Genomic DNA, 24,311 nt, shown 5'->3' on the forward strand with positions numbered 1-24,311 from the left:
GACTGATAGGTGTCAGTGAGGGTGTCAGTGAAATATATTATTATCATAATATATTTAGTGACAGGTGACACCTTAAAAATAACTCGTGTATGTCATTGCGGGGTAAGTAGTCGTGCGTAAGTGCAGCACGACGACTCCTAACCCGCTAACAATGACGAGCAGGAAACTGATAGGAGGAAAACTGATATGCCAAAAACAAAAGGTAGCAAAAATAGAAATCTAACAAAAGTAGAATTAGAATTTTTAAAAATTGCAAAAAGGATGCCACCACTTTACCACACTTTACCTGGAGAAGAATTTGACATGAAAAAAAGTGAAGTGGCAAATTGGTTAATTAAACAACCATTAGCTTTACATGTGTTGTTTCAATTGGTTCAGAATGTAAGCTCTAAAAATCATGCTATTGAATATGATCGAGATACTGGAAAATGGCAAGGCATAGATTACATAGAACATGATGGTAGCTTTGGTAACTGTGATGTTTGTGATAATAAAACTTGCGTGGAAGGATATTGTTCATGGGAAGAATAGAATTTTTCATGCCTATGATTCCACCTACTACAACTGCTCAACAGCATAAGGTGAACATGGGCACAAAGAAGTTTTATGATCCACCAGAACTTAAAAGTGCAAAAGAAAAACTGAAAGCTCATTTGATACCACATATTCCTGATAAGCCTTTTGATGGTCCTTTGAGATTAATCGTAAGATGGTGTTTTCCAGCTACTGGTAAACATCATGATGGGGAGTATAAATATACTAAGCCTGATACGGATGATTTGAATAAAGCGTTGAAGGATATCATGGAAAGGTTAGGTTTCTATGTAAATGATTCAAGAGTGGCCAGTGAGCTGATTGAAAAGTTTTGGGCGGACATACCAGGTATATATATTCGATTGGAGGAATTGGAATGATTAAAACAACTAACATCAATGATTACATCTCATTACAGGTTCTTAAAAATTACTGTTACTCTCATGGGGAAGATGACTGCAAAAACTGTGAGCTAGACCCTGTATGCAAATGTATGAGCAAAATTCCTGCAGACTGGGATTTAGAACGTTGTCCAGTGAATGAAGGTGATTCCAGATGAGGAAAGAAGATGTTGCAAAGCCAGTAGATCGTAAGAAATGCTCAACCTGTAAATATTACAATCAAATCAAGAAACGTTGTTCTTTGAGAATGTGTAAAGATCAACCGAGCTTGTTAGATTACATTGGGAATAGGTTTTAGTTATGACAGTCAAAAGATTAGTTGATGAGAAAAAAGGTGAATACTGGAAAGAATACAAAGATGGATATTTCTTTTCAAACTTTGGAAGAGCAAAGCATGTTTATAAAAATGGCAGTGAATATTTATTAAGTCCGTACATTCACAAGACTTCAGGGAAAACAGTTTTAAAAATACATGGTCAAGCTTATACGGTTTCAAAAATCGTTTATGAGTTATTTGTTGGAACTATTCCTGATGGATATAACATCATCCATAAAAACAAGATTAGAAGTGACAACAGTCTGGCAAATCTTCGATTGGTTACACGAAGAGAAACAGGACTTCACTATGGTAACAGGAACCGAAAGGTGATTATCTATGACGCAATAAATGACTGTTATTACAAATCAACTAGAGAAGCAGCAAAGAAGTTATTTATTTCAAGGCAAACAGTAAGTGATTACTGCAACAGAAAAAGAAAGAATCCTATGTTTGATTTGTCATGGGAAAGATTGTGATTAATGTTTGATTTGTTTATGCGCTACTGCAGGATGACAAACTGCAAAGCAACAATGCATTTAACTCCTGCACAATGCAAAGATAATGATCTAACAGTATCAGAGTGTACGTTCATATACGATCACTTTTATACTTTAAAAGCTGAATATCGAAAGGTGTACTTACTTTCAAAGTCATTAGGAAGAAAGATACCTTTTGAATATGAGACTGTTCTAAGAAAACTTTATGATTAAGAAAGGTAAGGAATTATGAAAATCAAGGAACAATTAAAAGAAATGTTTCAAATGCAAAGAACATTGAACGAAAATATTTTAAATGAGTTCGGTGAAGAAGCTATGACCGAAGAAAAATTAGAGTTAGCGATTATTGATGAATTAGGAGAATTAACACATGAATTAAAAGGGGATTGGTGCTGGTGGAAGAAAACCCAAAAACCTGTTGATAGAAAACGTGTATTAGAGGAATTAGTGGATGTGTACCATTTTGTTATGACAAATGAAATGGAGCGCAGATATTCAAGCACAGATGAAGCAATTGATAGTATTTTAAATAAATATGAATTTTCAATTAATCACTTCAATGAATTAGGAAAAGAAAGACTTGATTATTTGATTGGTGATATTTCATATAGTTATGATAAATTGACAGTTTTATTGCAATTAACTAAGTGTTTACAATTTTCTTTTGATGAAATCTATCAAGAGTATCTTAATAAAAACAAGATCAATTATGAAAGGCTTAAAAACGGGTATTGATCATGACAGCAAAAGAAATGTTTGAAGAGTTAGGGTATAAATACAGTTTTGACACATTTACTCTTGGTGGAGCAAGCCACTTCATATCATATAAGAAAAAGCGTGGATATGAGCATATAGTTTTCAATCTAGACAAAAAAAGAATTCAAACTTGTGCACCTTTAACTGTAGATGAATTAAAAGCAATCAACCAACAATGTAAGGAATTGGATTGGATTGAAGAAAATGCAAGATAAAATAGATTATTACAAGCACGAATATTATTCTTGTTTGAATTTGTTAGAAGAAAAAAGTAGTTAAGAAATGTTAAGAAGGAGGACAATAGATGATACCAATACACACATTATCAATTATGCGCAATGAATTTCGTGCGTACAAGGGTTTAATCAAAGAACGTGACAAATTAATTGAGGAGTATGAAACTCCTCTCAAATCGCTTAAAAACGAGCTTTTAGAGGTAGAGGAAAAATTAAGTCAAATCAAGTCTCCTGGTAAAAGTGATGGACTAGGTGGATTTGTTCAGGATAGTGTTGATAAGTACAATCATCTGATTGCTAAAAAAGATGAGTTGAAAAATGCAGTTGATAACTACATCAAGGAATATGGCAATGATTCTTTTGAAGAAGAACTTGAATTTTGGAATGTGCGTATTGAAACTGTTGAGTATTATCTTGATCATATGGATGCGCTTGACAGAAAGTTCATTGAAGACTTCTATTACAATCTTACAAAGACTCAATGTATGGATAGATACAACATTAATAATGTAAATAGTTTGTATCGAAAAGCTGATAAAATTCTTAAAAATTTACTAAAAAAATCACTCTAGGTATAAGATTTACATTTGATTTGGTGCTATTATGTTATTGTAAGGTTTCGGCAAAAGAGAGACGTTACTTTTCCCTATGATGACTTATTTTTGAAAAGCTCTTGTTTCAGGAGCTTTTTAGTTTGGAATAATTAATTTTCTTGTTTACAATATTTTATTGATGTATAATTATTTCACTTAATCAATTTATATGAGGTAAAGAAATGTTTAGAAAAAAGAAATATGTAAGATATGTATATGTAAACAAGCGGGATAGCTCAAAAAAATTAGATGATGAAGTAGAAGAAATGAAATGTTTTTGGTGGCCGTTTTCTATGTATGTCATTGCTTCAGGCGTTATTTCATTGTTTATTGCAGGAATTATATTTGATAAAAAAATAACGATTAGCATAATGAATTCATGGGTAGGAATTGTTCTGGGATTGGTTGCTACAGTGATTGGTATTATTTCTATGTTTTTGAGCTTTTACAATTTGGATCAAAGTATAAAAACTCAGAATGAAACAGTTCGAATGATTAACGAATTAAAAGAAGATATTATGAATAAGATAGATAGATCATTTAAAGAAACACAAGATTTTGTTAAAAATCAAAAACAAAATTCAAAAGATTCCACAACATCCATAGTAGGAAATAGTTTTGAAAAATCTGATATAAATCTAGAAAGAAACGAGGTTAATAGAGATGACAAAATTTAAAAATAAAATATCTGCTAGCACGTTTATATGTAATGATTTTGATAATCAAAGTGGGCAAATGACTATAGATGATATAATATATGTAGATGATGATTTATCTGCAAGCTTTACACTCTTTACAGTGGTAAATGTTTACGCTGATCTTGCAGAAGGAAAATGGCCTGTAAATAATGTAAATATCTATGGCTTTTTGAGAGAAAATAAGGTCAAGGATTTTAATGTTGCATATTTAGGGAAATTTACAGTTTCTCCTGAGGAAAAAGAAACAGCGGAAAATTTTCTTTCCTATAAACATAGACATACGTATACTTTTGATAATTTTTATTTTCCAAATACTGGGGACTACGTGGCAGAAATATTTGTAGAAAAGCCGAATACTAACCTAGATGAAATAACATATGAGTCAGTATATAAGAATTGTGATGTATTAGATATAATTAATTTTGATGTACAGATAAAAGCAAAAAAAATATAGATAAGAGAGCAACTTCGGTTGCTTTTTCTTTTACCTAAAACAAGGCAGGATAGTGAAAAGATATCACGCAAGCCTCTTAAGCTTGTATTCTAGGTTTGAATCCTAGTCCTGCAACCAACAGTTTACAAAGGAGGTGTGTCGTTATGACTGAAAAACAAAAACTTTTTTGTGATGAATATCTGATTGATCTAAATGGCACACGTGCCTATAGAACAGTATATAAAACGATTAAGAATGATAATGTTGCTGGTGTTCGGGCAAACAAACTTCTTAAACAAAAAGATATTGCTGAATACATCAACAAGCGACTGGAAGAAATCCATAATGAAAATACTGCAAATATTCAAGAAGTCATGGAATATCTTACATCTGTCATGAGAGGCAAAAGCGAAGCAAATGTTCTTGCTCTAGCTGGTGATGGTTATCAAGAAGTCATTGCTAAACCGCCTGATGAAAAGGAACGGTTAAAAGCTGCTGAATTACTTGGTAAGCGTTTTGGTATGTTTAAGGACAATATTGATATTACTTCAAACGGTCAAACAGTAATTGTAGATGATATAGATGAAAGTTAGTTTAAAGTCTATTATTGGTCCTGCATTCTATGATGTACATAAACATATTAAAAACAATGATTATACGCATTACTGGTTAAAAGGTGGCCGAGGTTCTCTTAAATCTTCATGCATTGGTACTGAAATTCCTTTAGGCATCATGAGAGATGCACAAAAGGGATTAATGAGTAATGCTGTTGTGATTAGACGTGTAAAAGATACATTGAGAGGTTCAGTTTATGAGCAAATCAAGTGGGCCATTTACATGTTGAAAGCCGAAGATGATTGGGATATTCCTGATTCTAAACTTCAAATGACGTACAAGCCTACTGGACAGGTTATTATTTTTAAAGGTGCCGATAATCCAAAAAAATTAAAATCAACAAAAGTGTTTGTAGGATATATCAAGTATGTGTGGTATGAAGAATGTGATGAATTTGAAAGTTACGATAAGATAACAAACATTAATCAATCTCTTTTGCGTGGTGGTCCTGAATATTGTGTATTTTATTCATTCAACCCGCCTGAAAGTCAAAGAAATTGGTGTAATAAACAAGTTCTTATCAAACGTCCTGATACATTAGTTTCACACACAACTTATCTTCAAGCTCCAAAAGAATGGCTTGGAGAACAGTTTCTAATTGAAGCTGAGCACATGAAAAAAATTAATCCTGAAAAGTATAATCACGATTACTTGGGTGAAGTTACTGGTACAGGTGGAGAAGTATTTACTAATCTTTTGATTAGAGAAATAACAAATGAAGAAATACAAACCTTTGATAGATTGAAAAATGGTTTGGACTTTGGATATGCAGGAGATCCATTAGCTTATTTAAAAATGCATTATGACAAGACGCGAAGACGTCTTTTTATTTTTGGAGAAGTATATGGTACTCGTCTTTCTAATGCTAAAGCGGTTAAGAAAATCAAGAGGTTAAATCCATTAAATAAATTAGTAACATGTGATAGCGCGGAGCCTCGTACTATCAATGAATTTAAGTTACTAGGATTAAAAGTAACTGGAGCAAAGAAAGGACCGGACAGTGTAGAAAATGGGATTAAATGGTTACAGGATTTAGAACAAATTATTATAGATCCAATTCGTTGTCCAAATGCTTCAAGGGAGTTTAATGATTATGAAATTGAAAAAGATAAAGAAGGAAATCTTAAAGGTGAGTTTCCTGATAAAAATAACCATACAATTGATGCTGCACGATATGGTTGTGAAGCCGACATTATCCAAAGTAAAGCTAGAGCAGGCAAGAACCGTGCTAGATATGAAAATTAGGAGGTACCCGTATGTACATGTTCACAATAGATAGTACAACTTATGATGAAACTCAGTTGAATATGATTCAAATAGAACAGCTGATTACTAAACACCGTACATTGGTTGGAAGAATAAAAAAGAATCAAAGATATTATGAAGGAAATCATGATATAAGACATAGAAGAAAAAAACTAAAGACATCAGCAAACAACCGTATTGTGTGTAATCATGCTAAAGATATCAGCGATACGGCAACAGGTTATTTCATGAACAGTCCTATTTCATATGCGACTTTTGATGATGAAGGACAAGAAAACATAGATAAATTAACGGAAGCTTTTGATAGAGCAGATGTTGATGATGTTGATAGTGATAATGCTCATGATATGAGTGTTTGTGGTGTTGCTTATGAGTATGTTTACATCAAACAAGATACTACTGAAATTGCCTTAAGAAATATAGAAGCTGACCACACATTTCTTGTATATGATGATACGATTGAGCAAAATCTTTTGTTTGGTGTTTACTACTATCGTTATAAAGATGCAATAACAAGTAAGTATTGTTATCGTGCTACTGTTTGTACTAAAAATTATGTCAACACAATGATCCTTGAATGCAGTGGACAAAAACATCAAATGGTCAATGAACCAGTACCTCATTATTTTGGAAATGTTCCAATTATAGAATATCGTAATAATAAATTATGCATTGGTGATTTTGAACAACAAATATCATTGATTGATGCTTATAACAAGTTAATGAGTGACCGTGTCAATGATAAAGAGCAATTCGTTGAAGCGTTACTTGTTATTTATGGATCATTGATGGGTGATGATTCCGAAGAAGTAAGCGAAGTTATGAAGATTTTAAAAGAAAATGGATTGTTGGAGCTTCCTGCAGATGCGAGAGCTGAATATATTTCTAGAACTTTTGATGAAAACGGTATGGAAGTATTAAGAAAAGCAATCAAAGAAGATATCTATACATTTTCTCATGTTCCTAATCTTACTGATGAAAATTTTGTTGGTAACAGTTCAGGAGTGGCCATGGAATATAAATTGCTTGGCTTACAAATGATTACAGGAGAAAAGGAAAAGTATTACAAGAAAGGTTTAAAAAAAAGAATTGAACTATTTTGTAATTACTTGAATCTTAAAGCCATTGCTATTAATCCTAACAATGTAAAAATTACATTTACTCGTAAGCTTCCTAAAAATTTAAATGAACTTGCTCAAATGATAGCTGATTTAAGTGGTAAAGTTTCAACTGAAACATTGATTGAACAACTTCCTTTTGTTGAAGATGCAACTAGTGAAATTGAAAAAGTAAAGCAAGAGAATGAAGAAAACATTAAACTTCAACAAGAAATGTTTAAATCTCAAAATGATACACCATTCAATCAAGATGGGGAAAACAATGATGAAACAAAAGATGATGCTTCCAATAGTAAAGATTCTAAACAAAATCCTAGCAAAGCTAATTAAATGGTTGAGTTGATATGAAAAATGAAGAATATTGGAAGAAGCGACAAGAAGAAAAGCTTACTGAAATATTAGATGATGCTCAAGTAACCAGTGAATATATTTCTAGCATTTACAACAAAGCATGTGTTTATACTCAAAAACAAATAGAAGGAATATTTGAAAAATACAAAAAAGATTATGGATTATCAGAAGTAGAAGCAAAAAGATTACTTTCAACAATGGTAAATGATCATGATTATAATGAATTAAAAAGGTTGTTGAAAAATAACGTCTCTAATCAGCAAAGAGAGGAATTATTAAAAAGACTTGATGCTCCAGCTTATCAATATAGAATAAAACGACTTGAAAATATGCAAAGTCAGTTAGATAATCTGATGAAAGAAGTCTATGATATCGAAAAAGACAAGAGCACTGATTGTTATATCAACAGTGCTTTTAATGCTTATTACAAAGATATTTATAATCTTCAACAAGGTATGAATGTTGCCTACCAATTTGATAAATTAGATGCAAGTTTGATTGATAAGACACTAAAGTCTAAGTGGAGCGGTAAAAACTATTCTGATAGAATTTGGAACAATACAAGCACATTAGCTGATTCATTGAAAGATGAAATGATGCTAGGTGTATTAACAAATAAAACCGAAAAGGAAATGGCTGATACTATCATGAATAAGTTTGCTGTTGGTGCTTATCAAGCAAGGCGATTAGTTCAAACCGAAAGTGCTGCAATGTCAGCATTTGCTGATCAACAAGCTTTTAAGGATGCTGGTATCGACAAACAAATGTTTATTGCAGTACATGACAGTAGAACATCAAAAGTTTGTCAGCAACATGATAGAAGCATTGTTGAAACATCAAAAGCACAAGTTGGTGTTAATGTTCCACCACTTCATCCTAATTGCCGTTCTCATATGATTCCATATATTGAGGGTGTTACTGATGCCATGAAGAAAAGACAACGTAATCTTATTACTGGTAGAGATGAAGTTGTTGACGTTAAAGAGAACTATGATCAGTGGTTAAAAAGGCAACAAGAAACACATGGTGTAGATACTGTTGATACTTTCATCAAGAAAACAAAGAATTTATCGAATGATAGAAAACAGTATAAAAAATATTTGGATGTTTTAGGTAAAGAAAATATGCTTTCATCACTATCTAAATTTCAAGATTTGAAATACAAAAATGTAGAACAATGGAATGATCTAAAATATAATTATAGAACGGTTAATCGTTACAAAGTCGATTATGGGACTGTTGATGCCAAAACTATTTTAGAGCTTGATAAAGAGGCATTCGTTGCAAAAGATAAATACATGACAACGAGAGCTAGCAAAGGAAATGTTGCATCAATGAAAATTGGAGATGATTTTTTTATTGCATCTAGTAGAATATCAAGTACAAATGATGATGTTTTCAATAATTATAAAGGTGATAAAAGTAAATTAATAACATCACCAGTAATTAAAAGATTACATCCGCATACTAAGCTTGTTCCGTATAAAGGTCATGAAAATGATTATACAAGAGAGTATGATACGGAATACAAGTTTTTTGAATATATTTATGATCAGGTATTGAAAGGTGAATTAAAAGAACAAGAAATCTATATTCTATCTCAAAAAGATATGTGTTTTAGTTGTAATTCAGTGTATAATGAACTTATAGGAAAACAAGAAGTTATAGATGCAAATATTAATATAAGCATTGTATCAGGAAAAGATAATAACTCTTGGGTATATAGAAATTATACAAAAGAATCGTTAAATAACATGAAAAACAAAATCATTAAGAAAGAAAAGGGTGATAAAAATGTCAAATGAATATGCTAGTCTTAAACATGATTTGAAATTGACGTATCTTAATAGCAATGATCAATCAGTTGGTATGTTCCATTTAAATGATTTAGGTCCTTCTTTTGATGGTGACCCTTTGTTTGCATTACAAGTTTCTTTGGCATTAGCAACTATTGAAGCTGAATTGTACCCAACGCTAAATGATGGTGTAAATTACATGTTTTATCAAACATATGAGAATGTTGACCAAATTATTGTTGGTGAGCATGTCGAAACTCAGGAAGAATTAGAGGAAATGAAGCGAGATAGGGATTTCGTTTTAAATTCAGGAAAATTAAATTATGAAGATGCATTTAGAGATGAAGCCGACAAATAGTCGGTTTTTCTTTTACCCAAATTTAAAGAAAGGAGGCATTTTATGGCTGAAGGATTAAGACCACATCACCACCAAGAATTTGAGTATCGTACTGAACAATACTTTGATAAAAAGAGAAGTTGTTTGGTTAAGAAAATTCAATATATGTGTATGATTTGTGGCCATGTTAGATATGAAAAATACGACTGTTATGTACCACCACCAAAATCTAAAACCAACTCATTAGAAAGGAACAAGAAGAAATATGGCAAAACTTAAAGTTATTCGCAATATGATTGATAAAAATACAGGTGTCGTTAGGTATGCTGGTGATGTATTTGAAGTCAATGATGCTAATCGCATAAAAGAGTTGTTGGATGCGAAAGTTGTAGAAGAAATAAAAGAAAATAAACCTAATAAATAGACAGTTTGAAATTGTCTTTTTTTATTGTCCAAAAACTTACGACATTAAAAGATGGGATAGTCTTACGGACTTTAACTGGAGGTATTTATGAAAAAGAAATTTATGTTTCCTTTAGATATTCAATTATTTGCTGATGATAATTCTGGAGATGGTTCAGGAAATGATGGTGATCAAGGAACTGGCCAAGATAATCAAGATAGTGGAGAAGGTGGCCAAGAAACAAAAACTTTTACCCAAGAAGAATTAGATAAAATCGTTCAAGGAAGAATTGCTAAAGAACGTAAAGCTTGGGAAAAGCATTTAGAAGATGAAAAAACTGAAGCTCAAAAATTAGAAACAATGAGCGAAAAAGAAAAGAAAAAGTATCAGGAAGAAAAAAGAATTAAAGAATTAGATGATAGAGAAGCTGCAATTACTCGTAGAGAATTGACTGCTCAAGTTAAAGTTCAATTAGCTGATAAAGGAATTCCAACTGAACTAGCTGAAATTCTTAATTTAACTGATGCTGAATCTTGTAAAAAGAGCATTGAAATTGTAGAGAAAGCATTTCAAACTGCAGTAGAAAAAGCAGTTGAAGAAAAAATCAAAGGCAATGCTCCAATGAAGAAAGTTCCAGGAAATACAACAATCTCTTTAGAATCAATTAAAAATATGTCAGCTAAAGAGATCAATGAAAACTGGGATGAAGTTCAAAAAATTATGTCAAATCAAAAATAGGAGGATATTTAAAATATGTCGGTAGCAAATTTTATTCCAACAATTTGGAGTGCACGTCTTTTAAGACATTTAGATAAAAGACATGTATATTTAAACTTATTAAATAGAGATTATGAAGGGGAAATTAAGAACTTTGGTGATACTGTCAAAGTAAACCAAATTGGTAACGTAACAATTAAAGATTATACAAAAGGTGAAGATATTGAAGCTCCTGAAGATTTATCTGGAGAACAACAAGAATTAAAGATTGATCAAGCTAAATATTTCAATTTTGCTGTTGAAGATGTTGATAATGCTCAAACAAATCCCAAATTAATGGATAAAGCAATGGAAAGAGCAGCTTATGGTATGAATGATGTCGTTGATGCTTTTGCAGCTAACTTATTAGCTATCAACGTTCATGCTGATAATACTATTGGTAGTGATACAACTCCAAAAGTGCCAACAAAAGATACTGCTTATGATTTTCTTGTTGATTTAGGAGTTAAATTAACTGAAGCAAATGTACCTACAGTAGGACGTTGGGTAGTTGTTCCAGCTTGGTATCATGGCTTATTATTAAAAGATGAACGTTTTGTAGGAAATGGAACTGATTATAATAAGGCAATTTTAGAAGGTGGGGAAGTTGGTAAAGCTGCAGGTTTTACTGTTTATGTTTCTAACAATGTTCCAAACACAGCTAAAACAAAATACAAAATTATTGGTGGAACAGATGAAGCTGGTTCTTATGCTGAACAAATTTTATCAACTGAAGCATATAGACCTGAAAAAAGATTTAGTGATGCTGTAAAAGGATTACATGTATATGGTGCTAAAGTTTTCCAATCAAAATGTATTGCGGTTTTAACAGCAAATCCAGCAACTGAATAGGAGGTGCAGTAAATGGCTTATATTTACAATATTAAAACAACTGTTTCTACAGAGTGTTTAAATAAAGATGTTATAAAAATTTGTCGAAGTGATCCATTGAATTATATCGTTAGCGATTCTTTGGATGATTTAAATAAGCAAATCAAACAATTAGAAGGCATTGATGAAAGCATAAAACCTAATAAACCTGTTTCCAAAATGAAATTAGATGAATTAAAGGCATATGCTGAAGAATTAGGAATTGAAAATATTGACTCACTTACAAAAGAAGAATTGATTGCTGTTATTAAGCAAAATGGATAATCTTTTAGAAGAATTTAAGAATTTAACAGGAGAAACTGATGATACATTGGTTTCTTCTTTTATATTAAATTCAAAGCGCACAGTTTTATCTAAAACTAATAGAAGTGAGTTGATAGATGATCTATATCCATTTGTATTAAAACTTGCTATTGCCCGTTATAACAAACAAGGTAATGAAGGATTAGCTTCTTATAATGAGGGTGGAGAAAGTGAATCTTATTTAACTGAAGATGCTATTTTATCAGGTATTACCAATTATCGCTTATCACCTTATGCAAGGAGATTACAAGATGAAAAAAAGAAGTCTCAAGACGTTTCAACTGAATAAATATAATCCTTCAAAAGATGATGAAGGCAATATCGTGGAAAGCTATAGTGATGAATCATATGAAGATAAAGCTTTGATATGGCCAGTCAGTTCTAAACTGCAAGTTGAACTTTATGGAATGCGTGTAAATGATATGTTGAATATGCATTATTATGGCTCTCTAGAGATTAAAGAACACGATATGATAAATTATGAGGGAGTTGCTTATAAAGTTGTCAGCATCCAAAAATTTAAGCGTTTTAAAGCTATAGGAATTGAGAAAATATGACAAATAAAGATTTTAATAACCTCATAAAAAAATTATCTGAACTAGATTCAGGTGCAGGACAAGAAGTAACTATGAGAGCAGTTAAACAAGCAGGGGGAATTGTCCAAAGTCAAGCAAAGCTTTTGATTTCAAGTGATACGGGTGCTTTAGCTCGTTCAGTTAGAGTTAAAAACGAAGTAAAAGAAGATATGGTTTCTTCTACTGTATACACTAATTCAAAGTATGCACCTTATTATGAATTTGGTACTGGCCCTAATGGAGAAGCTAATCATCAAGGAATATCACCTAAAGTAAGTCCTAAATATAAGCAAACAGGTTGGATGATACCTGCAGATGCAATGCCAGTTGATAAAGCTGAAGGATATGGTTTTAAAATCATCTATAAAAACGGAGATGTCATTGGTTATGGTACAAGAGGACAAATGGCTAGACCTTTTATGTATCCTGCACTTCATGATCAAGAACAAGCAATAGCAAAAAATACTGAAAGATTATTTAGAAAAAAGCTAAAGGAGATATGTAATAAATGATTAATGTTAAAGACATTGTTTATAAAGGACTTTCTCAAAAAAATAAGAATGTAAGTGATGCTTATCCTCAAAACTGGGCCGACTTGCCTGCGGTTCAGTATGTCGAGGAAGAAAATAAAGTAGCTGACTTTACTGATGATAAAGAACAATCCTCGTTCATTCGATATAGAATTGATATTTGGGATAATAAAAGCACATCACAAACTGCGTGTGATGTAGATGAAGTAATGGCAGGTTTAGGTTTTTTAAGAACGTCATGTTCGGATGTTCCTGATCCTAGCGGTTTAAAACATAAACAAATGAGATATGAAGCAATTATAGACTGTGATAAACAGTTTATTTATCATACAAGTTAAAAAGTCAAGGAGGAAAATGTATGTTAGCGAATGGTGCTAAATTAGAATTTAAAAGCAAAACAGTAACTACTTATACAAAATTAAAAGGATTAAAAGAAATTCCTGAAATCGGTGTAGATCCTGAAAAAGTTGAAAATACAGATTTAGATGATACTCAAAAAATGTATGAAATGGGTATTGGAGATCCAGGGGATATTACTTATAAATTCAAATATGATAACACAGCAAAAGACAGCCCTTATCGTGTATTAAGAGCATATGAAGCATCAGGAGAAAATCTATCTTTTAAAGAAACATTAAAAGATGGAACAACTACTGAGTTCACAGGTCAAGTTTCAGTTAAACGTACTGGTGGTGGAGTTAATGGAGTTATTGAATTTGATTTAAATATTGCATTGTCATCAGCATTTGAAATTACAGATCCTGAAATTGCATAGAAAGGAGAAATTAAATGGGAGCATTAAGTGGTGAATTAGAAGAAGTTGAAGTTACAGTTGAAGAAACCCCTAAAAGAAAGCCTTATGCTATTTGGAAAGTAGATGGAAAAGAATACAAATTAAAATTAAGTACTTCTGAAATTGTTAATTTAGAATCAAAATTAAGAGTTAATCTTTTAACAGTTGTTTCTAATGCTGAAGAAGGTGCATTGCCACCATTAAAAGTAATGTTACTTATTACTCATGGTGCATTGAAAAAGTTTCAACACGGCATCAAAGAAGATGATGTAATTACAATGTTTGATAAATACTGTGAGGAAGGTGGAACACAAATGTCATTCATGACAGATGTATTTTTACCAATTTATCAAGTAAGTGGTTTTTTCTCACGAGCTCAAGCGGAAACGATGGACAAGAAACTAGTGGAAGCGAAGGAGCTAATGTAGAATATGAATTTTTAACCGATTTAATAAATGAACTTTATCCAATTGCTTTAGATTGTGATATTAGTTCATTTTTATTTTGGGAGTCTTCGGTACTAGAAATAGGAGATTATATTGAATCCTACCGAAGAAAAGAAAGAATGAAACAAAAGCAAATAGCAATCCATAATCACAATCTTGCTGATCAGTTATTAAGAGGAATTAGTATTATATTCAGTGAAGAAAAAGCAAGTGAAAGTGACATCAAACAAATATGGGATTACTATCCTGATTTATTTGAAGATGAAAAGAAAGAATACTATATCCAAAAAGAACAAGATGAATTTGAAAGCTTTAAAGCAAGAAGATTAAGGTTTGCTAACAGTTACAATAAGAAATTTAAAGGAGATGATTAAAAAGACATTAGAAGAATTAAAAGTTATCATCTCAGCTGAAACAAGTAAGTTCAGTAGCGCATTGAAAAATGCAACAAATGAAGCTAAAACATCAGCAAGTAGTATTGAAAGTTCTACTGGAAGAATTAGTAGAGCCGTAAGTGGTATTAAATCCATGGTTGCTAAAGTAGCTGCAGGATTTGGCTTATACAAATTAGGGAAAGAAGCTATAGAGGTTGCTTCAAATATTACAGAAGTACAAAACGTAGTTGATACAGCCTTTGGCGATATGGCATGGAAAGCCGAGCGATTTGCTAAAAATTCAATTCAACAGTTTGGTATGAGTGAACTCTCAGCTAAAAAGACAGCATCAACTTATATGGCCATGGCTTCAGGTATGGGATTAGGTCAAGAAAAAGCAAATGATATGGCAATAACATTAGCTGGTCTATCAGGTGATGTTGCTTCCTTTTATAACATTTCTCAAGAATTAGCTGATATAAAATTAAAGTCAGTATTTACTGGTGAAACTGAAACATTAAAAGATTTAGGTATTGTCATGACACAAACAAACTTACAATCATATGCTTTAAGCCAAGGAATCAGTAAGAATGTAAGCGATATGTCACAAGCTGAATTAACTACTTTGAGATACAATTTTGTATTGAATCAATTATCAATGGCTCAAGGGGACTTTGCTAAAACAAGTGGAACATGGGCCAATCAAGTCCGTATTTTATAAGAACAATTTAAACAATTACTAGGAATTATTGGTAACGGATTAATTGCAGCTTTAACTCCAGTAATTCAAGTGATCAATATGATTATTGGAAAGCTCATTACATTAGCAAATGTAATCGCAGGAGTTTTTGGTAAATTATTTGGTAAAAAGAGTGGAGCTAAACAAGCAAGTGCTGGATTTACTGCTGCAGGTGATTCAGCTAAAAAAGCTACAGCTTCAACTGGTGGTTTAAATAAGTCATTGAAAGGTACTGAGGGTCAAGCCAAGAAAACGGCAAAGGCCTTAGGTTCTTTAGCATCCTTTGATGAAATCAACACAATCAGCGCAAGTGATTCATCAGGCTCAGGTGGTTCAGGTGGAAGCGGAGCTGGTGGAGCTGGTGGCGGAGGCTATGATATTGGCTCTATTGATTGGGATAACGCTTTTGGAGAACCCGATACAAGTGGTGTTGATAAAGCAGTAGATAAAGTACTCAAGAAATTGAATTCAATTAAAGATTGGCTTAAACAAAATAAACCAATCATTCTTTCATTAATTGCAGGTATTGTTGCAGGCTTTTTAGCTTTTGAAACAATAAAAAATTGGGAAAACATTACACTTGCAATCAGCACAATCAAATTAGCACTAAAAGAATTATTAGAGACATTTATTGCTTTATACAATTATCCAAACCTTGTTTCTTTAGCATTTACTGGTATGAGCGCGACGATGTTAGTAGTTGTTGCTCTAATAGCCTCTGTTACTGCATCTCTTGTGTATTTATATCAAACAAGTGATAGTTTTAGACAATTAGTAAATGATTCTATTAGTGAATTAACAGGTATATTAGATAATTTTTATAAAAGTATTTTAGTGCCAATTTTTAATTTTCTATTAGATCTATTCAATACAATTATTGTACCGATAGCAACATTCCTTGCTAAAACATTTGTCAAAGCAGTAGAAGCAGTATTTACGATTGCCTTATCACTTTGGAAAAATGTACTAGCTCCATTAGCAAACTTCCTAGTAAGCGTATTATCAATTGCATTATCAGGAATATTAGAAGTATGGAATACATGGAAACCAGGTATCCAAGCTATAGGTGATGCTATTAATTGGGTATGGGATAATGTGTTATCACCATTAGTTGATTTTATCGTTGGATCGTTCAGTGATACATTCAAATCATGGGGAGATTTAATCAATGAATTAATTCCTAATGTTATTGAAATGTTCCAAGGCTTAACTGATTTCTTTGTTGGTGTGTTCACTGGTGACGAAAAACGTTGTTGGGAAGGCATTAGAAAAATCTTTGAAGGATTTGCTAATTTCTTAAAAGTAGGTTTTACGAATGATTGGACAAAAGCATTCGGCTTATTAGGTGTACCTCTTAATGCATTTTGCTCTACAGTAACAGCTATCTGGAACACAATAAAAGGTGTGTTAAGTGGTATCATTGACTTTGTTGGTGGAGTTTTTACTGGAAACTGGGCAAGAGCATGGAATGGTGTTAAGAATATCTTTAGCAATATAGTTAGTGGTTTTGCTGGAATATTTAAAGCGCCTATTAATGCAATCATTAGTGGAATCAACAGTTTTATCGGTGGATTAAATAAAATTAAAATTCCTAATTGGGTTCCAGGTATCGGTGGAAAAGGATTTAATATTTCAAAAATTCCAAAATTGGCTGAAGGTGCAGTTGTTTCAAAAGCAACTCCTGCAATCTTTGGGGAAGCAGGAACTGAAGCAGTTATCCCTCTACAAAGAAATACTAGAGGTTTAGACTTAATTGCTCAAAAGATTTTTGAAAGATTGCCACAAGTTGATAATGGTAATGGAGGAACGTATGTTATCAATTTAGTTTTAGAAAATGGTAAAGTTTTAACTAGAATGGTGATTGATAATATCAAAGAATATGAAGCACAAACTGGTAAGCCAGTATTTGATTATTAAGGAGGTGTAGGAAAATGGCTGATGAAGCTAAAATAAAAGCAAATGGTGTATTATTACCTACACCTTCTGATATCAGTGTTGAAATACAGGATTTGGATGGAGATAGTGTAAGACCTATTGCTACAGGTGTTTTAAGAAGAAATAGAATTAGATCCAATATGTTAAAAGTAACATTGACATGGAATTTAAAGACATTTGTTGATGTCGTGAGTATTTTAAATGCTGTTACTCCTACTGAATTCAATGTTGAGTTGTATATTCCTGATCATGGAATTAGGGGCACGAAGAAGATGTATGCCGGAAATAAAAAATATAATTATATAAGAACAAAGACGGGATTAAAAGTTCAGTCTTTTTCTTTTGCTTTGATTGAGGTGTAGAAAATGCTTATAAAATATGGAGATTTAGATGTAACACATAGACTTATAGAGTATAAATCATCAGTTGTTTTTGCTAATGGCTATATCATTGGGAATGTACCTACTATGCAATTAAACCTTAAATTTGATAACTATGATGGTATTCTTGATGATTTGGATATAACCAAATATTGGGAAGTACAAGAAAATGAAAATTGTGAAGTAAGATATTTTAAGGTTTACGACCAACCCGAAAAATATACAAAGTCATTAAGCTTAAAATTATATGATAACAATTATGAATTGGATGTTCCATATACAACTCAATTATCTTATCCAGTAACGATTAAAGACCAGTTAGATGAAATAGAAACGCTGACTGGTCTTTCTATTGTAAGAACCAATATTCCTGCGTATATCTTAGAAAAAGAAGTTTCCTGGTACGATAACACCATTGTTATTAGAAACTACTTAGGATGGATTGCTGAGCTTTTTGGAGCAAATGTATTTGCAAGCGGTAAAGGCTCATTTGAATTTGTTCAAGTGACTAAGGATGCGTTTGCTAAAACTGATACGTTAACAAACTATGAAAAAAATGAATTGTACTGCGTGTCTAGAATTTATTATGAAAATGGGTTAAATCCATTAGAAAAAGGAGATACAACGGGTAATACCATATTTCTAGATTCTAACAATTTATACTTAACAGATGAACAAAATTTGATTGATAAACTATATGATCAATTAAATGGATTAACATTTTATTCAACAAAAAGCATATCAATGATTTCAATAGATAACTTGTTACCAGGATGTTTAGTAAATTATAATGATGAATTCAATTTTATGGTTACTGATTTGTCTATCACATATAAAGGTGGAGAATTTTCTATAAGTGAAGTTGATGGAAATACTCCAACAAAAAACGAAGAACGTGTTATTAAAAAAATTACCAATTCAACAAGAATTAGAAAATTACAGATAACTCAAGACCAAGAAAAATTAAAATTAGATATCGTTGCTAAAGAGCAGGAAGATCTAAATACTAAAATGGGTGAATTATCATTATCAAATGAAGAAATCAAAACAAAGATTAATGAAATAGAATCCAAAATAGATGATTTGGATGTTTCATTGATTACTGTTAATCTTGTACCTAGTGCAACTATACTTAATAGTTATAATCAAAGTATTAAAATTGCATGTCATGTTATGAATTCTAATGAAGATGTTACTGAAAATTATAATGATCTAAGTTTTCAATGGTATTTAAATGATAAAAAATACAAAACAGGTAAATTTATCACATTAACTCCTGATGATATTAATATGTCAGTTAATGTTAAGTGCGTATTTACATTGGACAATATTCAATTTGATACAGGATACACAACAATAGTTGATGAAAGTGATGCAGTTCATTTAGGAAATAGTTTTCTAGACGTTACTAATACTACATTAACTCAAAAATTAAATGATAATGGAACTTACATTCCTGATTGGACCATTACACCAACAATCATTACACCTTGTATTATGGACGGTAATGTAATTATAGAATTAAGTAATTGTACGATTGGTTATAAAAAAATAATCAATAGTAAGGAAGTCGACATAGACAGTAGTTATGAGATCGTAAAAGATGGTATTTTATCAGTTAATAAAAATATCATGACCAACAAAACACCTAATGTGACTTATATATGTGACGTATCATATAGAAGTACCTCAATTAGAATGTATGTAGCTTTTTCGTTGGCTGAACAAGGTGTAGGAATTAGAAATATCACAACCTATTATTTAGCAACGAATAAAAGCAAAGATGTAAGAGTGGATAGTGAAGGTTGGACTACTTCAATTCAAGCTATAAGCTCAAACAATAAATATCTATGGACTTATTCGGTAACAAATTATACTGACGGTTCATCAAAAACAAGCGAACCACTTATTATGGGAAGCTATGGTGATGATGCAATAACTCTATATATTGAATCATCAAATGGAAATACATTTAAAAACAGTGATATTGCAACTATATTGACTGTTCATATTTATATTGGAGCCGAAAGAATTGAATCGGCTGAACAATTAGAAAAAAGATTTGGTAAAAGCGCTTATTTACAATGGAGCGTAAAAAAACTAGGAGAAAAGGAATTTTCACCTATAGAGCTTGATGATTCAAGATTAAATGACAAAGGATTTATTTTTACTATAAGTCCGCAAAATATTAATAAAAAAGCAGTTTTCAACTGTGAGTTAAATTTGGAGGAATAGAAATGGCAATTAAAGCTAGTAATCAAGTAGATTTATTAGATATGACGGATGGATATACCGTCATATTAACAAATGATAACTATACATTTTTAGGAACTACTACTGCTGTTAATGGAACTCAAACAACAAGCACACAAGTAATGGCTTTGCAAGGTTCTGAAACAGTCCCCGCTAAAATAGGTACAATTACATGCCCAACAGGTATTAGTGCTGTTAGTGATGGAAAGACTCCAATGCCTACTATCACAATTACTGCAACCAGTGCATTAACAAAAACAGGTAGTTTCACTATACCAGTAACTGTTAATGAGGGAACGGTAAATGAAGTAACTATTAACAAAGTATTTTCTTATTCTATTGCTTTTAAAGGAAATCAAGGAATTCAAGGTACAAGTGTTAAAATCTCATCTAAATCAATTCAATATGTCGGTTCTTCAAGTGGTACAACAACACCAACTAGTGGATGGCAAGATACTATTCCATCAGTTAGCGCAGGAAACTACTTATGGACAAAAACAACAGTAACTTATAGTGATGGTACTTCTACAGTATCTTATTCAGTCGCTAGACAAGGTGCTAATGGTTCATCACCTACAGTATCTAAAACAGTTACTGAATACGTTCAATCAACAAGTGGAACAACAACACCAACTAGTGGATGGTCTACAACTCCACCAACAGCAACTGCTGGGCAATATATTTGGACAAGAGTAACAGTGACTTACAGCGACAGTAAGACAGCTGTTAGCTATACTGTATCTAAAAATGGTGCTAACGGGGCAAAAGGTGATAAAGGAGATAAAGGGGAAACAGGTGCTAAAGGTGATGATGCAATCTATATGAATATTACTTCGTCTAATGGAAATGTATTTAAGAATACTGCAATCGCCACAACTTTAACGGCTCATGTGTATAAAGGTGCTACAGAATTAACTAGCGCTGCTATTACAGCATTAGGAACTATTAAATGGTACAAAGATGCTGGTACAACTGCCGTTGGAACTGGTCAAACATTCACGGTTAGTGCAGGGGATGTAACAAACAAAGCAACATATACTGCACAATTAGAGGGATAATATATGGCAGTTAAATCTAGTGCAATTCTGACTTTGATTAGAATTGATGATGGAGAAGATGCAAGTATTAGAAGTGCAACTGCACCCAGTGATCATACAAAGTTGTGGTTTGATACAACTACACAAACTTTAAAAAGATATGACAGTTCAAGTGGTACTTGGGAGATTGTTAACGATTATGCTGATGATATGAACAATATGAGACAAGAAATATCAGTTGAATATAATTCAGCGATAACTCAATTAAAAAACTCATTAACATCATTAGTAGAAGAACTGCAAACAACAACTACTAATAATACAACATCTATCAATAGTCTTAGTTCTCAAATTATTCAAAATGCCAGTTCAATTCAGTTAGTTACTAATAATATTAATTCTATTACTGATAAGCTAACAGGAGTTGCTACTAAAGAAGAAATTTCTCAATGGGCAAAATTTGAAAGTGGAGTATTAAAATTAGGATCTAGTAATAGTCCATTTGATGTAAGGCTATCTAATACTGAACTTGGCTTTTATGAAAATGATAAAAGAATAGCTTATCTTTCAAATCAGCAATTAAACATTTCTAAAGCAGTTGTAATGAAACAAATCAATCTAGGTACTTTTCAAATTATTTATGATGAAGATTTAGGATTGTTAATTTTGTAGGAGGTAATATATGGCAACATTTGGAACCACTAATAAATATATAAATTACAGTGTTAATTCGCAAGAATTGTCATATGACATCAATTCTAATACATCAGTTGTTCGTGTTTGGATTGATGTATGGCGTACAAATACAGGATATACAACATATGGTAATGGTACAGTATATGCTCGTATAAATGGAACAGTATATAGTGTTGGAATAGGTACTGGCCAAAAAATTACTTCCAGTGCAATTCGATTAGGAACTTGGGATGTAACTGTAGGACATAATAGTGATGGTTCAAAGTCAATCGGTGTAAGTGGTTGGATCAGTCATGATAGATTCAGTTCAAGTGAAAATGGATATACACATACATTAACCACTATTCCTCGACAAGCCAATATAATCGATTCACCAACAACTTTCAAAGATACTGATAATCCTTGGTTCAAATACAGTAATCCAGGTAATTTCAATATGGAATGTTGGCTAGAGCCTAATCCTAATGGAGAACATTATGCTAAAAGGACATTAAGTGGTACGAGTGGTACGTTTACATGGGAACTTACTAATGATGAAAGAAAACAGTTAAGAGAAGCATGTAAAGGAAAAACATGTACTATTCGTATAGGACTATATTCAAATAACTGTTCCTGGGCAAGTTATCACGATAGAACATATCAGATGACAAATGCTGAACCAACTATAAATAGTGTTGTAACAAGTATTATTGATCCCTTTGGAAGTCTATGTTTACAAAATAGATCCAATATTAAATTTACTATTTCAGCAACAGCTAAATATGGAGCAACAATTACCAATTATGCGGTTAGTGGCAATAACTTTAGCTATGCAGGAAGTAAAAATACGTGTCAAACTTCAAATATCAGGGATAGTGGAAGCTTAAAATATACAGTCACAGTTACTGACAGTAGAGGGTTTACAGCTTCTACAACAAAAACAATCAATGTTACTGGGTATTCCTATCCAACTATTTCTATGGAGGCATTCAGAAGTAATTCAAGTGGTACAAAGGATGTATCCGGTGGCACATATATTTGTGTCAAACCAGTATTTACGTATTCAGCAATAACTGGCAATTCAATAGCAAGCAAAGCTATTAAAATAAATAACATTTCTAAAAGTACAAGCTTTTCAAGTGAAGGAAATTATGTATTTAGTGGATACTCGTTAAACGAAACATATGATGTTATATGTACTATAACTGATACTGTAGGCAATAGCGCAAGTATCACAGCAACAATCACAGTTGCTAAAATACCTTTTAATATTTCCAAAAACAAAAGCGCTTTAGGTTTAGGAACTGTAGCTAAATATGATGGTTTCATCAATATAGGGTATGGATTTTGTAATACTGATGGAGAACAGTTGTATATGTTTGGAGTAACTGATAATTATGATGATTAGGAGGAAAAAAATTATGTATAAAATCAAAAAAGACTTCGGGGGTGCGATATTTACTATTAGATATTGCATTTCCAAAGAAGAAAGAAGGTGCGCTAATTTAATTAGTGGGCCAAGTGGTGATTGTGTATGAAATTTCTAAAACCACCAAAGAATATGTTCTTGAGAAAAAAGGATGTTTATTTTAAGTATTCTACTGAAGAACAGTTTACGGGTGAATATTGGATTGATGGTAAAAAAATATATACAAAAGTTATAAAAGCAACAGGGGTACTATCTAAAGCTGAAACGTCAAATATCAAGCATGATATCATTAATTTAAGTGAATTTGTTGATTATGATGTATTTGTTCAAGGAGACGATGGTCTTTATAGATTGCCAGTTGTTTATTATTCTAGTGTCACATCGGGCACATTCTATGATATGTTTGCAAGAGTAAATGGAAATAGCATTCAAATAATCAACAACAGTTCGGACTGGAGTGGATATAGTGTTACTGCCATTTTGTATTATACAAAAAACGTTTATCATGATTTTGATTAACATGTATAGTAATTGATTACGCAACTCTCAAATTTATCAAAACAATTTAAAAAAAGGAGACAAAATATGGATAACAAAACAAACGTATATACATTAGATGTAAGTGAAAAAACATTTAATGATGTACAAGTTAATAAATTCTATATTACTGATACAAAGAATTTAAAAGCAGGAGATTATATATTATTTAGAGTAGTTGTTAAAGATGAACAACAAAATGATAGTTATACTGGAGCAAATACAATGTTAACTGTTAATACAATTAATGATACATTTGTTGGCTTAGAAAAGGGATACAGTGTTGTATTTCTTAAGTAGAAGGT

34 protein-coding genes are annotated in these 24,311 nt (G+C 31.8%); all 34 read left to right on the forward strand.

The genetic code is table 11. The annotated features are described in order from the left end of the window. Positions 1–186: 186 nt before the first annotated feature. The 34 genes from OCV55_RS08580 to OCV55_RS08745 all read left to right on the forward strand — a co-directional run bounded on the left by OCV55_RS08580 (position 187) and on the right by OCV55_RS08745 (position 24,306). Positions 187–531, forward strand: a complete 345-nt coding sequence (locus OCV55_RS08580; protein ID WP_267309875.1) for a hypothetical protein — start codon at positions 187–189, stop codon at positions 529–531. Continuing rightward, positions 519–914 (forward strand): RusA family crossover junction endodeoxyribonuclease, encoded by a 396-nt coding sequence (locus OCV55_RS08585; protein WP_147580369.1) that lies wholly within the window; start codon positions 519–521, stop codon positions 912–914. Before OCV55_RS08580 ends, OCV55_RS08585 begins: the two co-directional genes overlap by 13 nt. A 321-nt stretch (positions 915–1,235) precedes the next feature. Then, positions 1,236–1,730 (forward strand): HNH endonuclease signature motif containing protein, encoded by a 495-nt coding sequence (locus OCV55_RS08590; RefSeq protein WP_147580370.1) that lies wholly within the window; start codon positions 1,236–1,238, stop codon positions 1,728–1,730. Between the two features lie 249 nt (positions 1,731–1,979). Continuing rightward, the gene (locus OCV55_RS08595) at positions 1,980–2,486 is read left to right on the forward strand and encodes a dUTP diphosphatase (protein WP_147580371.1); all 507 of its coding nucleotides are present in this window, start codon (positions 1,980–1,982) and stop codon (positions 2,484–2,486) included. 2 nt (positions 2,487–2,488) lie between these two features. Then, a complete protein-coding gene (locus tag OCV55_RS08600) occupies positions 2,489–2,722 on the forward strand; it encodes a hypothetical protein (protein WP_147580372.1) in 234 nt (77 codons plus the stop codon). Between the two features lie 89 nt (positions 2,723–2,811). Further along, the gene (locus OCV55_RS08605; RefSeq protein ID WP_147580373.1) at positions 2,812–3,315 is read left to right on the forward strand and encodes a hypothetical protein; all 504 of its coding nucleotides are present in this window, start codon (positions 2,812–2,814) and stop codon (positions 3,313–3,315) included. A gap of 203 nt (positions 3,316–3,518) precedes the next feature. Then, on the forward strand, positions 3,519–4,013 hold the full coding sequence (locus OCV55_RS08610; RefSeq protein WP_147580374.1) for a US12 family protein: 495 nt from the start codon (positions 3,519–3,521) through the stop codon (positions 4,011–4,013). Further along, positions 4,000–4,488, forward strand: a complete 489-nt coding sequence (locus tag OCV55_RS08615; protein WP_147580375.1) for a hypothetical protein — start codon at positions 4,000–4,002, stop codon at positions 4,486–4,488. Before OCV55_RS08610 ends, OCV55_RS08615 begins: the two co-directional genes overlap by 14 nt. A 143-nt stretch (positions 4,489–4,631) precedes the next feature. Continuing rightward, a complete protein-coding gene (locus OCV55_RS08620) occupies positions 4,632–5,060 on the forward strand; it encodes a terminase small subunit (protein WP_147580376.1) in 429 nt (142 codons plus the stop codon). Continuing rightward, positions 5,050–6,327 (forward strand): PBSX family phage terminase large subunit, encoded by a 1,278-nt coding sequence (locus OCV55_RS08625; protein WP_147580377.1) that lies wholly within the window; start codon positions 5,050–5,052, stop codon positions 6,325–6,327. Before OCV55_RS08620 ends, OCV55_RS08625 begins: the two co-directional genes overlap by 11 nt. Positions 6,328–6,338: 11 nt before the next feature. Further along, positions 6,339–7,796 (forward strand): phage portal protein, encoded by a 1,458-nt coding sequence (locus OCV55_RS08630; protein ID WP_147580378.1) that lies wholly within the window; start codon positions 6,339–6,341, stop codon positions 7,794–7,796. Between the two features lie 14 nt (positions 7,797–7,810). Next, the gene (locus tag OCV55_RS08635) at positions 7,811–9,622 is read left to right on the forward strand and encodes a minor capsid protein (protein WP_147580379.1); all 1,812 of its coding nucleotides are present in this window, start codon (positions 7,811–7,813) and stop codon (positions 9,620–9,622) included. Beyond that, entirely contained in the window at positions 9,612–9,971 is a 360-nt protein-coding gene (locus OCV55_RS08640; RefSeq protein WP_032090229.1) for a hypothetical protein, read from the forward strand. Before OCV55_RS08635 ends, OCV55_RS08640 begins: the two co-directional genes overlap by 11 nt. Before the next feature lie 42 nt (positions 9,972–10,013). Further along, positions 10,014–10,229 (forward strand): hypothetical protein, encoded by a 216-nt coding sequence (locus OCV55_RS08645; RefSeq protein WP_032090228.1) that lies wholly within the window; start codon positions 10,014–10,016, stop codon positions 10,227–10,229. Further along, entirely contained in the window at positions 10,216–10,374 is a 159-nt protein-coding gene (locus OCV55_RS08650) for a hypothetical protein (RefSeq protein ID WP_195941258.1), read from the forward strand. Before OCV55_RS08645 ends, OCV55_RS08650 begins: the two co-directional genes overlap by 14 nt. 87 nt (positions 10,375–10,461) lie before the next feature. Then, positions 10,462–11,091 carry a DUF4355 domain-containing protein gene (locus tag OCV55_RS08655; RefSeq protein ID WP_147580380.1) on the forward strand — a complete coding sequence of 210 codons (630 nt, stop codon included), beginning with the start codon at positions 10,462–10,464 and terminating at the stop codon, positions 11,089–11,091. A 15-nt stretch (positions 11,092–11,106) separates the two neighbouring features. Further along, entirely contained in the window at positions 11,107–11,961 is an 855-nt protein-coding gene (locus OCV55_RS08660; RefSeq protein ID WP_147580381.1) for a P22 phage major capsid protein family protein, read from the forward strand. Positions 11,962–11,973: 12 nt separating this feature from the next. Continuing rightward, the gene (locus OCV55_RS08665) at positions 11,974–12,264 is read left to right on the forward strand and encodes a Rho termination factor N-terminal domain-containing protein (protein ID WP_118473762.1); all 291 of its coding nucleotides are present in this window, start codon (positions 11,974–11,976) and stop codon (positions 12,262–12,264) included. Continuing rightward, a complete protein-coding gene (locus tag OCV55_RS08670; RefSeq protein ID WP_267309876.1) occupies positions 12,239–12,592 on the forward strand; it encodes a phage head-tail connector protein in 354 nt (117 codons plus the stop codon). Before OCV55_RS08665 ends, OCV55_RS08670 begins: the two co-directional genes overlap by 26 nt. Continuing rightward, entirely contained in the window at positions 12,555–12,860 is a 306-nt protein-coding gene (locus OCV55_RS08675; protein ID WP_118743968.1) for a hypothetical protein, read from the forward strand. Before OCV55_RS08670 ends, OCV55_RS08675 begins: the two co-directional genes overlap by 38 nt. Then, the gene (locus tag OCV55_RS08680) at positions 12,857–13,390 is read left to right on the forward strand and encodes an HK97-gp10 family putative phage morphogenesis protein (RefSeq protein WP_118743967.1); all 534 of its coding nucleotides are present in this window, start codon (positions 12,857–12,859) and stop codon (positions 13,388–13,390) included. The genes OCV55_RS08675 and OCV55_RS08680 overlap by 4 nt, the downstream gene beginning before the upstream one ends. Then, positions 13,387–13,746 carry a hypothetical protein gene (locus OCV55_RS08685; RefSeq protein ID WP_032090222.1) on the forward strand — a complete coding sequence of 120 codons (360 nt, stop codon included), beginning with the start codon at positions 13,387–13,389 and terminating at the stop codon, positions 13,744–13,746. The genes OCV55_RS08680 and OCV55_RS08685 overlap by 4 nt, the downstream gene beginning before the upstream one ends. A 20-nt stretch (positions 13,747–13,766) precedes the next feature. After that, positions 13,767–14,183 carry a phage tail tube protein gene (locus OCV55_RS08690; RefSeq protein WP_032090221.1) on the forward strand — a complete coding sequence of 139 codons (417 nt, stop codon included), beginning with the start codon at positions 13,767–13,769 and terminating at the stop codon, positions 14,181–14,183. 14 nt (positions 14,184–14,197) lie between these two features. Then, positions 14,198–14,629: a DUF6096 family protein gene (locus OCV55_RS08695; RefSeq protein WP_147580382.1), complete on the forward strand. Its 432-nt coding sequence runs from the start codon at positions 14,198–14,200 to the stop codon at positions 14,627–14,629. Between the two features lie 137 nt (positions 14,630–14,766). Continuing rightward, the gene (locus OCV55_RS08700) at positions 14,767–15,021 is read left to right on the forward strand and encodes a hypothetical protein (protein WP_032090220.1); all 255 of its coding nucleotides are present in this window, start codon (positions 14,767–14,769) and stop codon (positions 15,019–15,021) included. Beyond that, complete coding sequence (locus tag OCV55_RS08705; RefSeq protein WP_267309877.1) at positions 15,014–15,742, forward strand: hypothetical protein; 729 nt, start codon at positions 15,014–15,016, stop codon at positions 15,740–15,742. Before OCV55_RS08700 ends, OCV55_RS08705 begins: the two co-directional genes overlap by 8 nt. A gap of 78 nt (positions 15,743–15,820) precedes the next feature. Then, positions 15,821–17,677: a phage tail protein gene (locus tag OCV55_RS08710; protein ID WP_267309878.1), complete on the forward strand. Its 1,857-nt coding sequence runs from the start codon at positions 15,821–15,823 to the stop codon at positions 17,675–17,677. 14 nt (positions 17,678–17,691) lie between these two features. Beyond that, the gene (locus OCV55_RS08715) at positions 17,692–18,057 is read left to right on the forward strand and encodes a DUF6711 family protein (protein WP_147580383.1); all 366 of its coding nucleotides are present in this window, start codon (positions 17,692–17,694) and stop codon (positions 18,055–18,057) included. 3 nt (positions 18,058–18,060) lie between these two features. Continuing rightward, the gene (locus OCV55_RS08720) at positions 18,061–20,310 is read left to right on the forward strand and encodes a hypothetical protein (protein WP_147580384.1); all 2,250 of its coding nucleotides are present in this window, start codon (positions 18,061–18,063) and stop codon (positions 20,308–20,310) included. A gap of 2 nt (positions 20,311–20,312) precedes the next feature. Next, positions 20,313–21,386 carry a hypothetical protein gene (locus OCV55_RS08725; protein WP_147580385.1) on the forward strand — a complete coding sequence of 358 codons (1,074 nt, stop codon included), beginning with the start codon at positions 20,313–20,315 and terminating at the stop codon, positions 21,384–21,386. Positions 21,387–21,389: 3 nt separating this feature from the next. Continuing rightward, the gene (locus OCV55_RS08730) at positions 21,390–22,037 is read left to right on the forward strand and encodes a hypothetical protein (protein ID WP_147580386.1); all 648 of its coding nucleotides are present in this window, start codon (positions 21,390–21,392) and stop codon (positions 22,035–22,037) included. 10 nt (positions 22,038–22,047) lie between these two features. Then, complete coding sequence (locus OCV55_RS08735; RefSeq protein WP_147580387.1) at positions 22,048–23,448, forward strand: DUF859 family phage minor structural protein; 1,401 nt, start codon at positions 22,048–22,050, stop codon at positions 23,446–23,448. Between the two features lie 126 nt (positions 23,449–23,574). Next, positions 23,575–23,988, forward strand: coding sequence for a hypothetical protein (locus OCV55_RS08740; protein ID WP_147580388.1), 414 nt, complete (start codon positions 23,575–23,577; stop codon positions 23,986–23,988). A gap of 66 nt (positions 23,989–24,054) precedes the next feature. Continuing rightward, positions 24,055–24,306, forward strand: coding sequence for a hypothetical protein (locus tag OCV55_RS08745; protein ID WP_117867820.1), 252 nt, complete (start codon positions 24,055–24,057; stop codon positions 24,304–24,306). Positions 24,307–24,311: the final 5 nt, after the last annotated feature.

Origin of the sequence: [Clostridium] ammoniilyticum, from assembly GCF_025566905.1 — a bacterium.
Classification (GTDB): Bacteria; Bacillota_I; Bacilli_A; order Erysipelotrichales; family Coprobacillaceae; genus Faecalibacillus; species Faecalibacillus intestinalis.

Excerpts from the sequence above, each read along its gene's own strand:
- OCV55_RS08580 (WP_267309875.1), top strand. The coding sequence starts at position 187 with ATGCCAAAAACAAAAGGTAGCAAAAATAGAAATCTAACAAAAGTAGAA.
- OCV55_RS08740 (WP_147580388.1), top strand. The coding sequence starts at position 23,575 with ATGAAATTTCTAAAACCACCAAAGAATATGTTCTTGAGAAAAAAGGAT.
- OCV55_RS08695 (WP_147580382.1), top strand. The coding sequence starts at position 14,198 with ATGGGAGCATTAAGTGGTGAATTAGAAGAAGTTGAAGTTACAGTTGAA.
- OCV55_RS08720 (WP_147580384.1), top strand. The coding sequence starts at position 18,061 with ATGCTTATAAAATATGGAGATTTAGATGTAACACATAGACTTATAGAG.
- OCV55_RS08610 (WP_147580374.1), top strand. The coding sequence starts at position 3,519 with ATGTTTAGAAAAAAGAAATATGTAAGATATGTATATGTAAACAAGCGG.
- OCV55_RS08680 (WP_118743967.1), top strand. The coding sequence starts at position 12,857 with ATGACAAATAAAGATTTTAATAACCTCATAAAAAAATTATCTGAACTA.
- OCV55_RS08735 (WP_147580387.1), top strand. The coding sequence starts at position 22,048 with ATGGCAACATTTGGAACCACTAATAAATATATAAATTACAGTGTTAAT.
- OCV55_RS08650 (WP_195941258.1), top strand. The coding sequence starts at position 10,216 with ATGGCAAAACTTAAAGTTATTCGCAATATGATTGATAAAAATACAGGT.
- OCV55_RS08595 (WP_147580371.1), top strand. The coding sequence starts at position 1,980 with ATGAAAATCAAGGAACAATTAAAAGAAATGTTTCAAATGCAAAGAACA.
- OCV55_RS08715 (WP_147580383.1), top strand. The coding sequence starts at position 17,692 with ATGGCTGATGAAGCTAAAATAAAAGCAAATGGTGTATTATTACCTACA.
- OCV55_RS08745 (WP_117867820.1), top strand. The coding sequence starts at position 24,055 with ATGGATAACAAAACAAACGTATATACATTAGATGTAAGTGAAAAAACA.
- OCV55_RS08590 (WP_147580370.1), top strand. The coding sequence starts at position 1,236 with ATGACAGTCAAAAGATTAGTTGATGAGAAAAAAGGTGAATACTGGAAA.
- OCV55_RS08700 (WP_032090220.1), top strand. The coding sequence starts at position 14,767 with ATGAAACAAAAGCAAATAGCAATCCATAATCACAATCTTGCTGATCAG.
- OCV55_RS08725 (WP_147580385.1), top strand. The coding sequence starts at position 20,313 with ATGGCAATTAAAGCTAGTAATCAAGTAGATTTATTAGATATGACGGAT.
- OCV55_RS08625 (WP_147580377.1), top strand. The coding sequence starts at position 5,050 with ATGAAAGTTAGTTTAAAGTCTATTATTGGTCCTGCATTCTATGATGTA.
- OCV55_RS08605 (WP_147580373.1), top strand. The coding sequence starts at position 2,812 with ATGATACCAATACACACATTATCAATTATGCGCAATGAATTTCGTGCG.
- OCV55_RS08630 (WP_147580378.1), top strand. The coding sequence starts at position 6,339 with ATGTACATGTTCACAATAGATAGTACAACTTATGATGAAACTCAGTTG.
- OCV55_RS08640 (WP_032090229.1), top strand. The coding sequence starts at position 9,612 with ATGTCAAATGAATATGCTAGTCTTAAACATGATTTGAAATTGACGTAT.
- OCV55_RS08585 (WP_147580369.1), top strand. The coding sequence starts at position 519 with ATGGGAAGAATAGAATTTTTCATGCCTATGATTCCACCTACTACAACT.
- OCV55_RS08685 (WP_032090222.1), top strand. The coding sequence starts at position 13,387 with ATGATTAATGTTAAAGACATTGTTTATAAAGGACTTTCTCAAAAAAAT.
- OCV55_RS08675 (WP_118743968.1), top strand. The coding sequence starts at position 12,555 with ATGAAAAAAAGAAGTCTCAAGACGTTTCAACTGAATAAATATAATCCT.
- OCV55_RS08730 (WP_147580386.1), top strand. The coding sequence starts at position 21,390 with ATGGCAGTTAAATCTAGTGCAATTCTGACTTTGATTAGAATTGATGAT.
- OCV55_RS08710 (WP_267309878.1), top strand. The coding sequence starts at position 15,821 with ATGATTATTGGAAAGCTCATTACATTAGCAAATGTAATCGCAGGAGTT.
- OCV55_RS08620 (WP_147580376.1), top strand. The coding sequence starts at position 4,632 with ATGACTGAAAAACAAAAACTTTTTTGTGATGAATATCTGATTGATCTA.
- OCV55_RS08600 (WP_147580372.1), top strand. The coding sequence starts at position 2,489 with ATGACAGCAAAAGAAATGTTTGAAGAGTTAGGGTATAAATACAGTTTT.
- OCV55_RS08660 (WP_147580381.1), top strand. The coding sequence starts at position 11,107 with ATGTCGGTAGCAAATTTTATTCCAACAATTTGGAGTGCACGTCTTTTA.
- OCV55_RS08615 (WP_147580375.1), top strand. The coding sequence starts at position 4,000 with ATGACAAAATTTAAAAATAAAATATCTGCTAGCACGTTTATATGTAAT.
- OCV55_RS08645 (WP_032090228.1), top strand. The coding sequence starts at position 10,014 with ATGGCTGAAGGATTAAGACCACATCACCACCAAGAATTTGAGTATCGT.
- OCV55_RS08665 (WP_118473762.1), top strand. The coding sequence starts at position 11,974 with ATGGCTTATATTTACAATATTAAAACAACTGTTTCTACAGAGTGTTTA.
- OCV55_RS08705 (WP_267309877.1), top strand. The coding sequence starts at position 15,014 with ATGATTAAAAAGACATTAGAAGAATTAAAAGTTATCATCTCAGCTGAA.
- OCV55_RS08655 (WP_147580380.1), top strand. The coding sequence starts at position 10,462 with ATGAAAAAGAAATTTATGTTTCCTTTAGATATTCAATTATTTGCTGAT.
- OCV55_RS08690 (WP_032090221.1), top strand. The coding sequence starts at position 13,767 with ATGTTAGCGAATGGTGCTAAATTAGAATTTAAAAGCAAAACAGTAACT.
- OCV55_RS08635 (WP_147580379.1), top strand. The coding sequence starts at position 7,811 with ATGAAAAATGAAGAATATTGGAAGAAGCGACAAGAAGAAAAGCTTACT.